Source organism: Neobacillus drentensis (assembly GCF_036965425.1).
GTDB classification, from domain to species: Bacteria; Bacillota; Bacilli; order Bacillales; family Cytobacillaceae; genus Neobacillus; species Neobacillus drentensis_F.
The window spans coordinates 1-11,048 of record NZ_JBALPP010000195.1 but is presented as its reverse complement, the minus strand read 5'-3'; the positions used below and the strand labels follow the sequence as shown (position 1 = coordinate 11,048).

Below are 11,048 nucleotides of genomic sequence, written 5' to 3'. Positions count from 1 at the left end.
TTATAAGGGGGGCAACCACCTGTCACCATCCGATATTTGTCGAAGATTGATAGAGTCATATTTTATTAGGGAATGATAGGATGGAGTTGCGGCTGGAATACATATTTAGAGTTCTGAGATTTCAGTTGACAAATACAGTCCCTGTGGGCAATTGATTAATCACTTTAGAAATGTAGGTAACATTCATCATCTGAAAACACACAAAACCTGTGTATGCTGACCATCCACAGGTTTTTGTGTTTTTTGATTCCTTCTATTAAAACTAGAAAACAAGTTTTTTCGACCGTCCCTGCAAAAGCGGGTAATACTTGTGTTCTAAGGATAAAAGACCTATTATGTTTGAGTAGGTTAATAATATGCGTCATATCATCGGGTAGAACAATATTCTGAAAGTTTATTTTTATTTTAATATTGACAACAATTCGAATATTAATTAATATTAAACCAACCTATCAGACAGGTGAGACATGTAAGACGCATAAGACAGGTGAAATGCTATAAGTAAAACGAATGGGGTGCTGAGCATGTCGAAAAAAGTCAGTAGTATTGTAACTGAATATATATTGGAAGAAATTAAGAAGGGTACGTTTAAAGTAGGGGATAAACTGCATTCGGAACGGGAGCTGATGGAAAATTTAAAGGTAGGCCGATCATCCGTGAGAGAAGCCTTAAATAGTCTGGTGGATATGCAGGTCTTGGAGAAGCGCATGGGGATTGGCGTATTTGTCAAAAAAACGGATTTTAGCGACATGGTTCACAAGCATGTTGTGTCCGCTCTGCTCGATCCGAAAAGTTCCCGAGAACTCATGGAGTTTCGTTTGATGCTTGAAGTGGAAATTTGTGGGAAAGCAGCGGAAGTGGCAAAAGAAGAGGACTTTGTTCAAATGGAGCAATCCCTGGAAATGATGAAGAGAGCGATCCAATTGAATTTACCAATTCTGGAGGCGGATCAAAAATTTCACCAGGCCATTGTCAAGGCAACAAGAAATCAGGTTTTGATGAAAGTCTATGAATCTATTACTGATTTTCTTACCACCGCCAAAAGAGAAATGCTTTTGATTTCGGATAAATTAACGACCATTCAATTCCACGAGAAAATTTATCAGGCTATCAAAGAACATAATGTCGAACTGGCGAGACAAATGATGAGGGAACATTTGTATGACGTAGCCATTCGTTATGAAAGGCTTTATGAAAAATGGGAGAATGAAGAACAGCAGCCAGAGAAAACGGAACAATAAAAAGAAACATAATGGCGATTATTTTTTTAAAATAAATTTTCAGAAAATAAATATTTTTCAGATTCGGCTAATCTTTTAACAATTAATATTAATCATAAATGGGGGTAGAAAGTATGTTTAGTAGAAAGGCACGCTTTACATTTGCAACAGCAATTATCGGATCAATGATCGCAATAACCGGATGCAGCGGCGGTAATCAATCTGCATCCACTGAAAAATCTGCTCAAAAGCCTGCGGCTTCCACACCTGCTGGCAAAAAAGTGATTAACATCAGTCTTAAAGCGGATCCGCCAAGCTTAGATCCCAGCCAATCCAATGCTCTAGTAGATCGTCAAGTTCAAAACAGCATCTATGATAAACTCTTTGACCTGGACAAGGATGGAAAAATTGTACCTGTCTTAGTTGATTCCTATGACGTCTCTTCAGATGGAAAGGTGTATACCTTTAAATTAAAGCAAGGAATTAAGTTTCACGACGGAACTGATTTCAATGCGGATGTTGTAAAATTCAACATCGAGCGTGATAAAGCAGACAATTCCCGTCGAAAGAATGAACTAAGCTTTGTACAAAAAGTAGATGTAGTAGATCCGCAAACGGTGAAGATTGAACTATCTGAACCATTCTCTCCTTTTATTTCAATTCTTACCGACCGATCAGGAATGATGGTGTCTCCTGAAGCGGTGAAGAAATATGGTGATGATTACTTGAACCATCCTGTTGGAACAGGTGCCTATGTTTTTGTGGAACATGTGAATGGCGACCATGTTACCTTGAAAAAGAATGAAAACTATTGGAATGGCAAAGTCAAAATTGATGAATTAAATTACAAAGTGTTTACGAACGGTACAGCAGCTGTTCAGAACTTAAAATCCGGTCAACTTGATTTCATTGACGAAGTTCCGACTAAGGAAATCAAAGGATTGGATAATAATCCGACTGGAAAAGTAGTTGCTGAATCCGGAATGGCCTACCAAGGGTTCTATCTGAACACACAACAAGAGCCATTCAACAATAAGTACCTTCGCCAAGCTGTAAATGCGGCCGTTGACCGTGAAGCTTTCATCAAAGTAGTACTAGACGGCTATGGAGCACCTGCAAACTCTCCGTTCGCACCAGGCAATCTGGCATATGGCGATTCGGATAAAGTGGGCAAGCCGGATAAACAAAAAGTTAAGGACTTGTTAGCCAAGGGCGGAAAGCCAAATGGGTTCAGCTTTAAATTTCAAATTGGCACCTCTCCTGTCAATGAACAGTTCGGGGCTGTTATTCAGAACATGTTAAAACCTTATGGAATTAACGTAGAACTAGAGAAGGTCGAGTTTGGTACGATGTTGGAAAACGGGGCTAATCATAAGTTCCAAGCCCTTCAACTCGGATGGTCAGGACGTCCCGACCCAGACCAAAGCTTCTTCGATTTCGTCGTAACTGGTCAGCCAAACAACTATGCAGCTGTATCAAACCCAGAATTGGACAAGCTGGCTATGCAAGCCCGAATCGAATTGGATTCGAATAAGCGTAAGGCAATCTATGATCAAGCGATGGATATTGTTCATGATGAAGCCGATTATGTGTATATTTACCATGATTTCAACCGCTTTGGTGTATCTAAGAAAGTTACTGGCTTTGAATATATTCCAGACGGCATCATCCATACACAAAAATTAGACAAGCAATAAGATGATTTTGAAATCACAGTAAGGAGGAGAAGGACATGAAATTTCTCGTAAGGCGTTTGCTGTTAACCATTCCGATTCTCTTCCTAGTGTCGATTCTGACCTTTTCTCTTATCCATATGATCCCGGGTGACCCAGCCCGGGTCATTCTTGGTCAAGAGGCGACACCAGAAGCCTATCAAGCACTTCGGGCACAATTAGGATTGGATAAACCAATAATTGTTCAGTACTTTACCTGGCTTGGGCATGTTATGACAGGAAATCTGGGAATATCGATCACGGATCGGGTTCCAGTTACCGAACTGATTTCCCAACGATTGCCCGCTACTGTTGAATTAACGATTGGCACCTTTGTGGTCGCTTTACTGATTGCTTTTCCTGCCGGTATCCTTGCCGCTGTTAGAAGAGGAACGGTACTCGACTATACTAGTACATTTGTTGCCTTGGGCGGGATGAGTATCCCAAGCTTTTGGCTGGCGATGATGTCTATTATTTATTTTTCCGTTAAGTTAGGCTGGCTTCCGGCCTCTGGGTTTGTTCCGTTTACCGATAATCCAGGACAGAATTTACTGGCGATGATCTTGCCATGTTTGGCCACAGGTCTTCGAGAATCGGCGGTTCTGATGAGAATGCTCCGCTCTTCCTTGCTCGAAGTAGTCAATATGGATTTTGTCCGCACAGCGAAAGCCAAAGGGCTAAATGAAGTGAAGACCATTTTAGGACATGTGCTCCGCAATGCCATGATCCCGGTTGTGACTACTTCCGGTTTGATGGTTGCCGGACTTCTTGGCGGATTGGTGATTACCGAATCGATTTTCTCCATTCCAGGCTTTGGCCGACTCATCGTAGAATCCGTTTTTAAACGTGATTATGTAACCGTGCAGGGAGCTATCTTAGTATCTGCCGTATTGGTTGTTGGTGTAAATCTAATTGTTGATCTGCTTTATGCCGTGATCGATCCTCGAATCAAAGCGGGTAAGGGGGCTTCCTAATGAAGACATTCAAAAAGTTTTTACGGACAGGATTAGGGGTTTTCGGTGGGGTTATTATTCTATGTTTGATTCTAATGGCTATTTTTGCCCATCAATTGGCCCCTTTTGATCCGAACGCCCAAGATTATAATGCTATTCTGCTGCCGCCAGGCGGGGAGCATCTCTTTGGAACGGATGATTTAGGAAGGGATATCTTCTCACGGGTCGTTTATGGAGCACAAATTTCGATTAAAGCAGCGTTATTATCTGTAGGAATTGCTATCCTCATTGGTGTTCCGATTGGACTTCTTGCCGGATACTTTGGCGGATTCTGGGATGAATGGGTGGTCATGCGTTCCGTTGATGCGATGCAGGCTTTCCCTTTCCTTATCTTGGCACTCGCAATTGCCGCCGTGCTGGGAAATGGATTCGGAAATGCGATGATCGCCATTGGGATTGGTTTTGCCCCGGCTTTTATCCGGATTACACGAGGACAGGTGCTGCAGCTTCGCAATATGGAATATATTCATGCGGCCAAAGCAACAGGTGTCAAAGATCTTCGCATTATTTTCAGTCATATTCTGCCTAATGCCCTTAATCCGATTATCATTCAATCTACTTTGGCTATGGCATCAGGAATTCTAGCGGAAGCCTCCTTATCTTATTTAGGATTAGGAGTGCAGCCTCCGACTCCATCATGGGGAAGTATGCTGAACCAGGCCCAGACAATCATGACCGAGTCTCCCTATGCTACGATTTTCCCTGGTATGGCTATCTTTTTGGTTGTTCTCGGGTTTAATCTGCTAGGTGATGGATTACAGCAAACCTTGGACCCAAGAATTCGTAAATAATGGAAAGGAGAGGTGAACATGAGTGCCATCTTGGAGGTTAAGAATCTAAAAACAAAATTTAAAACAGACAAGGGTACCGTTGCGGTTGTCGATGGTGTAGATTTCTCCATTAAGCCGGGTGAAACGCTCGGCGTCGTGGGGGAATCCGGATGCGGTAAAAGTGTAACCAGCCTTTCCGTTATGCGGCTTTTGCCTTCCAATGCCAGCAATGAAGGAAGCATAACCTTCCAAGGTCGTGAGCTGATATCCCTTCCGGAGAAGCAGATGCAGCACGTTCGGGGAAATGATATCGCAATGATCTTCCAGGAACCGATGACTTCTCTCAATCCCTTACACACGGTTGGGAAGCAGATTGAAGAAGCCATTATTCTCCATATGAAGATTTCCAAGCAAGAAGCCAAAGTACGAGCCATTCAGATGCTAAAGGCCGTCGGGATGCCAAGAGCGGAAGAGATTTATGGAGAACATCCCCATCAGCTGTCAGGTGGAATGCGCCAGCGGGTGATGATCGCCATGGCGATGGCGTGTGATCCCAAATTGATTATTGCTGATGAACCAACCACGGCCCTTGATGTAACCATTCAGGCGCAAATTTTAGACTTAATGAGAGATTTAAAAGAAAAAACAGGAACCTCCATCCTGCTCATTACCCATGATTTAGGGGTGGTTGCTGAAATGTGCGACCGCGTAATCGTCATGTACGCCGGTCAAGTCGTTGAGGAGACAGATGTCGACACTTTGTTTGAAAATCCAAAGCATCCCTATACGATGGGGCTGATGGATTCTATTCCATCCTTTGAGGATGAAAAGGAATATCTGAATACCATTCCGGGATCGGTTCCGCTTCCCTATGAAATGCCGCAAGGATGCCGATTTGCTCCCCGTTGCAGCTGGGCGAAGGAGATTTGTCATCAACAGGCACCAAAGCTGGTGGAAATCGAAAGCCAGCATAAATGCCGCTGTTGGCTCGTTACGGAGGAGGATGCATCATGAACGAAAAGATGCCAATTTTAGAAATCAAAGGGTTAAAAAAACACTTTCCGATCAAAACGGGTTTTTTCAATAAAGTAACGGGTCATGTACGTGCTGTCGATGGGGTAGATTTTAAAGTAATGCCTGGTGAAACCTTGGGAATTGTGGGGGAATCTGGCTGTGGAAAATCAACAACCGGACGTACGATTCTGCGTTTAATGGATCCTTCTGCCGGAGAAGTGCTGTTCAATGGCAAGGATCTGGCGAAACTGTCCAAGGAAGAAATGCGCCAGATGCGCAAGGATATTCAAATGGTCTTTCAGGATCCCTATGCTTCTCTCAATCCGCGCAAAACGATTAGGCAGATACTGCTTGAGCCGCTGAAAGTTCATGGGATCGGATCATCCCGTGAGGAACGGATGAAAAAAGTGGAAGAAATTATTGAAGTGGTAGGGCTTCGGAAAGAGCATTTAGATCGTCATCCGCATGACTTTTCGGGTGGCCAGCGCCAGCGGATTGGAATCGCTCGAGCCCTCATTCTTAAGCCGAAGGTGATTATTGCCGATGAGCCGGTTTCTGCACTTGATGTTTCCATCCAATCGCAGGTCTTGAATCTATTAAAGGATTTGAAGAAGGAGTTTAATCTTACACTCATCTTCATTTCTCACGATTTATCCGTGGTCCGGCACTTATGTGATCGTATTGCCGTGATGTATCTGGGGCGCGTGGTGGAGATTGCCGATAAAAAGCAGCTCTTCAACAACCCAAGCCATCCATATACCAGAGCTTTATTATCGGCTGTTCCTATTGCTAATCCGAAAGCCAAGCGGGAGCGGGTCATTCTTAAGGGTGATTTGCCTAGTCCGGCTGACCCGCCGTCTGGATGTACCTTCCATCCTCGCTGTCCGGTCGCAAACGAAAGCTGTAAAACGAAAATTCCCATTCTCCAAGACATTGATAGCGGACACCAGGTTTCCTGCCATCTCTTTACGGAGGGGAAGTTAAAAGAAACCAAAGAAGAAATGATCGGATAAATCATTCAAACGCTAGAGAATGGAGAGGAACATAACATGAATTTTGATGCATTGCATTATCCATATACATCACAGCGAAATGTCGCATATGCCAAGAATGGGATGGTGGCTACGTCTCAGCCTTTGGCAGCACAAGCAGGGTTAGATATTTTGAAAAAAGGCGGAAATGCCATTGACGCCGCCATTGCCACTGCTGCTTGTTTGACAGTAGTCGAGCCTACCTCGAACGGAATTGGAGGGGACGCATTTGCGCTTGTTTGGACAAAAGGACAATTACACGGTCTCAATTCAAGCGGTCCAGCACCCATGAATATCTCGATTGAGAAGGTAAAGGAAGACGGACATGAAAGGATGCCAAAGTACGGCTGGGTGCCTGTAACGGTTCCGGGTGCTCCGGCCGCTTGGGTAGAATTATCAAAACGTTTTGGCCGTCTGCCGCTATTAGAAGTGATGAAGCCGGCGATTGAATATGCTGCAAACGGCTTTCCTGTCTCACCTACACTTGGCCGCTTTTGGAAAAAGGCATTTGAAAAATACAAACAAGAATGTACAGGGACAGAGTTCGAAGCTTGGTTTGAGACGTTCGCACCAAAGGGAAGAGCACCAGAAATCGGGGAAATATGGTCGTCTCTTGACCACGCCGACACACTCGAGGAAATTGCAAGAACAGGCGGAGAAAGCTTTTACCAAGGGGCGATTGCAGAAAAAATCGCCGTAGCTTCTAAAGAATATGGAGGCTATTTAACAAAAGCTGACTTAGCAGCCTTTAAACCGGAGTGGGTTGATCCTATTAAGGTAAACTATCGCGGATATGATGTTTGGGAAATCCCGCCAAACGGGCAAGGGATTGTTGCTCTAATGGCGCTGAACATCCTAAAAGGCTTTGATTTCACAGTAAAAGAAGCAACTGACACCTACCACAAACAAATCGAAGCCATGAAGCTTGCTTTTACTTGCGGCAAGAATTACATTACAGATCCTAAGCATATGGGGGTAACGACAGAAGAGCTACTAAGTCCTTCGTATGGCCAGCAGCGTCAAGCACTGATCGGAAGTGAAGCATGTACGCCGGCTCCAGGTGTGCCGCCGCGGGGAGGAACGGTGTACCTTGCCACAGCAGACGGCGAAGGCAACATGGTATCGTTCATCCAGAGTAATTACATGGGCTTTGGTTCGGGTATTGTCGTTCCAGGAACAGGAATTGCCTTACAAAATCGGGGACATGATTTCAGCCTTGACCCGACTCATTACAACTGCCTTCAGGGTGGCAAGAAAACGTACCATACGATCATTCCAGGATTTTTAACGAAGGATGACCAGCCTGTTGGACCATTCGGTGTAATGGGAGGATATATGCAGCCGCAAGGTCATGTTCAAGTCATTATGAATACGATCGATTTTCACTTAAATCCGCAAGCAGCTTTAGATGCCCCAAGATGGCAATGGAAGAATCAAAAAACTGTAGAAGTAGAAAAATCCTTCCCATCCCATATTGCAGAAGAATTAGTGCGAAAAGGACACGACGTTGAAGTGGCGGTTGACTCAGGAGCGTTTGGCCGCGGCCAAATTATTTGGCGAAATCCTGAAACAGGCGTACTGATGGGCGGCACAGAATCAAGGACAGATGGGACCATTGCCAGTTGGTAATTCACGTTAAAGGATTGATTCTATGAAACAACGAGACATTTTTATCGCATTTTTTCGCAGCAGTATGCTTGGATATGGCGGGGGGCCTACCACGATTCCTCTCGTTCAAAAAGAGGTAGTGGAACGGTTTAAGTGGATGAACAATGAGGAATTTGGCGATGTGTTAGCCATAGCAAATACATTGCCGGGTCCCATTGCCACCAAGATGGCAGGCTATATCGGATTTCGCATTGGCGGTGTACCAGGAATGCTCAACGCCATTTTTGCTACCATTCTGCCTACGATCATTTTAATGGTTATATTGCTTAATACATTAATCCAGTTCAAAGATTTGAAATGGGTTCAAGGCATGACAAAGGCAGTTGTACCGGTAGTAGCAGTGATGCTTACAGTCTTAACGTGGGAATTCGTCCAAAGTTCGGTTAAAGGGCTCAAGTGGTTTTTTACCACCTTGCACATCCTTGTCGCCTTAGTCCTGATCGAATTCTTCGGCATTCATCCCGGCATCGTAATAATAGCTCTTTTAGTCATTGCTGTCGTAAAACCTGCCAAAACATCTGAAAAAAGGGCCAAGCAGAAGGGATTGTCCATATAATGATTTATTTGCATATTTTTTGGGCCTTTTTCCTTACGAATATTTTAGGGTATGGCGGAGGGCCAGCCACCATCCCTCTTATTCAAAAAGAAGTAGTAGACCACTATCATTGGGTCACTGCACAAGAGTTTAATGAAGCATTAGCGATGGGGAATGCCCTGCCCGGTCCGATTGCCACCAAGATGGGAGGCTACATCGGATATCAAGTAGGAGGCTACATTGGTTCGGGGCTGGCAGTCTTGGCAACAGTCGCTCCGTCTCTTATTTTGATGCTTACGCTAATGGGGCTACTCTATAAGTTTAGGAAGTCTCCACAAGTCAAACGCATGACGCTTTACGTCAAACCGACCATTGCAGTACTTCTTGGAGTGATGGCATTTGAATCATTCTATGATTCTTACTTTCAAATAGGGATCGGACACATTCTACTTTTAGGAATAGGCAGTTATTTATTAATGGAAAAAGTGAAGGTACACCCCGGATTAGTCGTATTTGCTTCACTCGTATACGGTGCATTCATTTTATAGAAATTTTGCTTTCGGTCATCGAATCACCTTATGTTGCAAAGTAATATTTAGCTTTTGGTTCTGTTACTGATGGACGACGGCAGGTTTTGGAGACCTCCAACGCAACCTAATGCAAGTGGAGATAATGGAGCAAATAGAAATTAAGTCCTGTTGCGTGATATTCCATTCAGGGAAGTTCAGCACTTTAACCGTTTTAAATAATATCTAGTAGGTGTCCAGTTTCAAGTAACTGGACACTTTTTTTGTTGTGGAAGAAAAACTCGCCAACTAGAAAGAAATTTCTGATATTATAATTTCATATTTGGAAGGATGTGTATGAGATTGAAGGACCACTATGATGTTGTCATTGTTGGCGCCGGGTCAATGGGCATGGCTGCAGGGTATTACTTATCAAAGCTTGGGAGAAGAACATTATTACTAGATTCGTATGATCCCCCTCATAGCTTAGGAAGCCATCATGGGGATACTAGAATTATTCGTCATGCCTATGGAGAAGGAAGGAATTATGTTCCTCTTGCACTCGGGGCTCAGGAATTATGGAGTGAATTGGAACAAGAATCAGGAATGAAATTGTTTTCTCGTACGGGAGTGTTGTGTGTTGGTGAAGAGGGTACCTCCTTTATCGAAGAAGTCATCAAAAGTGCAAAGGAATTTTCTTTACCACTAGAAATCCTATCAAGTGAAGAAATCAATGGCCGTTGGTCAGGCATCACTTTACCACCAGGATTAGTTGGCTGTTTAGAAACCAATTCAGGTGTCCTATATAGTGAAGAATGTATTCGTGCGTATCGCAGGCTAGGTTTAGCGAATGGGATGACCTTAATACCTTATACAAAGGTGGAGAAAATAGAAAAGTTTGCTGAAGGTGCCATTGTACATACAGAAAATGAACAATATGCGGCTGAGTATGTGGTTGTCTGTTCAGGAGCCTGGACAGGGAAAATCCTTGAGGGAACAGGAGTAGACCTTCCTCTTCAGCCGACACGTAAGACAGTCTCGTGGTTTGAATGTGAGGAGCATCTCTATGATTCTAACTGTTTTCCGGCTTTCTCTATAGATGTAGGAGATGAACATTATTATGGTTTTCCAAGTATCAATGGAAGCGGGGTAAAGATTGGAAGACATGATGGAGGTGAAAGGGTAGACCCGGATGGTTTCAACCGGGAATATGGTTCGTCTTCATCAGATGAGCATGAGGCTCGGAATTTTATTCAAAAGTACCTGCCAAAAGCCAATGGGCGCTTGATTAAAGGCAAAACATGTCTTTATACCCTTACTCCTGATGAGCATTTTATTATTGACCGGCACCCGGCATTTTCCAATGTCATGATAGCGGCTGGTTTTTCCGGACATGGCTTTAAATTTTCAAGTGTCATAGGAAAAATTATTTGTGATCTCGTTACGGAAGGGAAAACATCCTATGATATTTCCATGTTTTCACTTCATCGTTTTTCAAATGAATCTAAAAAATAAATAGATCAATAGTAATGTGCAGCTGAAAAAGAGGGAAAACCTATGTAATATGGTACCTGTAGGT

Annotated in this window: 10 protein-coding genes; all 10 read left to right on the top strand. The window is 43.6% G+C overall.

Features of this window, described 5'->3' with window-relative positions; translation table 11 throughout:
• Nucleotides 1–524 precede the first annotated feature (524 nt).
• The 10 genes from V7161_RS29770 to solA all read left to right on the top strand — a co-directional run bounded on the left by V7161_RS29770 (nt 525) and on the right by solA (nt 10,984).
• On the top strand, nt 525–1,241 hold the full coding sequence (locus V7161_RS29770; RefSeq protein WP_335716381.1) for a FadR/GntR family transcriptional regulator: 717 nt from the start codon (nt 525–527) through the stop codon (nt 1,239–1,241).
• Nucleotides 1,242–1,354: 113 nt separating this feature from the next.
• Nucleotides 1,355–2,917, top strand: a complete 1,563-nt coding sequence (locus tag V7161_RS29765) for an ABC transporter substrate-binding protein (protein WP_335716380.1) — start codon at nt 1,355–1,357, stop codon at nt 2,915–2,917.
• Nucleotides 2,918–2,952: 35 nt separating this feature from the next.
• The gene (locus V7161_RS29760) at nt 2,953–3,906 is read left to right on the top strand and encodes an ABC transporter permease (RefSeq protein ID WP_335716379.1); all 954 of its coding nucleotides are present in this window, start codon (nt 2,953–2,955) and stop codon (nt 3,904–3,906) included.
• Nucleotides 3,906–4,736: an ABC transporter permease gene (locus tag V7161_RS29755; protein ID WP_335716378.1), complete on the top strand. Its 831-nt coding sequence runs from the start codon at nt 3,906–3,908 to the stop codon at nt 4,734–4,736. Before V7161_RS29760 ends, V7161_RS29755 begins: the two co-directional genes overlap by 1 nt.
• A gap of 18 nt (nt 4,737–4,754) precedes the next feature.
• Entirely contained in the window at nt 4,755–5,729 is a 975-nt protein-coding gene (locus V7161_RS29750) for an ABC transporter ATP-binding protein (protein ID WP_335716377.1), read from the top strand.
• A complete protein-coding gene (locus tag V7161_RS29745) occupies nt 5,726–6,742 on the top strand; it encodes an ABC transporter ATP-binding protein (RefSeq protein ID WP_335716376.1) in 1,017 nt (338 codons plus the stop codon). The genes V7161_RS29750 and V7161_RS29745 overlap by 4 nt, the downstream gene beginning before the upstream one ends.
• Nucleotides 6,743–6,778: 36 nt before the next feature.
• Nucleotides 6,779–8,389, top strand: coding sequence for a gamma-glutamyltransferase (gene ggt / locus V7161_RS29740; RefSeq protein WP_335716375.1), 1,611 nt, complete (start codon nt 6,779–6,781; stop codon nt 8,387–8,389).
• 22 nt (nt 8,390–8,411) lie between these two features.
• Complete coding sequence (locus tag V7161_RS29735) at nt 8,412–8,984, top strand: chromate transporter (RefSeq protein ID WP_335716374.1); 573 nt, start codon at nt 8,412–8,414, stop codon at nt 8,982–8,984.
• Nucleotides 8,984–9,511 (top strand): chromate transporter, encoded by a 528-nt coding sequence (locus V7161_RS29730; RefSeq protein ID WP_335716373.1) that lies wholly within the window; start codon nt 8,984–8,986, stop codon nt 9,509–9,511. The genes V7161_RS29735 and V7161_RS29730 overlap by 1 nt, the downstream gene beginning before the upstream one ends.
• A gap of 321 nt (nt 9,512–9,832) precedes the next feature.
• On the top strand, nt 9,833–10,984 hold the full coding sequence (solA, locus tag V7161_RS29725; RefSeq protein ID WP_335716372.1) for an N-methyl-L-tryptophan oxidase: 1,152 nt from the start codon (nt 9,833–9,835) through the stop codon (nt 10,982–10,984).
• The last annotated feature ends 64 nt before the right edge of the window (nt 10,985–11,048 follow it).

Coding starts and splice junctions, on each gene's coding strand:
- V7161_RS29770 (WP_335716381.1), top strand. CDS start 525: ATGTCGAAAAAAGTCAGTAGTATTGTAACTGAATATATATTGGAAGAA.
- V7161_RS29765 (WP_335716380.1), top strand. CDS start 1,355: ATGTTTAGTAGAAAGGCACGCTTTACATTTGCAACAGCAATTATCGGA.
- V7161_RS29760 (WP_335716379.1), top strand. CDS start 2,953: ATGAAATTTCTCGTAAGGCGTTTGCTGTTAACCATTCCGATTCTCTTC.
- V7161_RS29755 (WP_335716378.1), top strand. CDS start 3,906: ATGAAGACATTCAAAAAGTTTTTACGGACAGGATTAGGGGTTTTCGGT.
- V7161_RS29750 (WP_335716377.1), top strand. CDS start 4,755: ATGAGTGCCATCTTGGAGGTTAAGAATCTAAAAACAAAATTTAAAACA.
- V7161_RS29745 (WP_335716376.1), top strand. CDS start 5,726: ATGAACGAAAAGATGCCAATTTTAGAAATCAAAGGGTTAAAAAAACAC.
- ggt (WP_335716375.1), top strand. CDS start 6,779: ATGAATTTTGATGCATTGCATTATCCATATACATCACAGCGAAATGTC.
- V7161_RS29735 (WP_335716374.1), top strand. CDS start 8,412: ATGAAACAACGAGACATTTTTATCGCATTTTTTCGCAGCAGTATGCTT.
- V7161_RS29730 (WP_335716373.1), top strand. CDS start 8,984: ATGATTTATTTGCATATTTTTTGGGCCTTTTTCCTTACGAATATTTTA.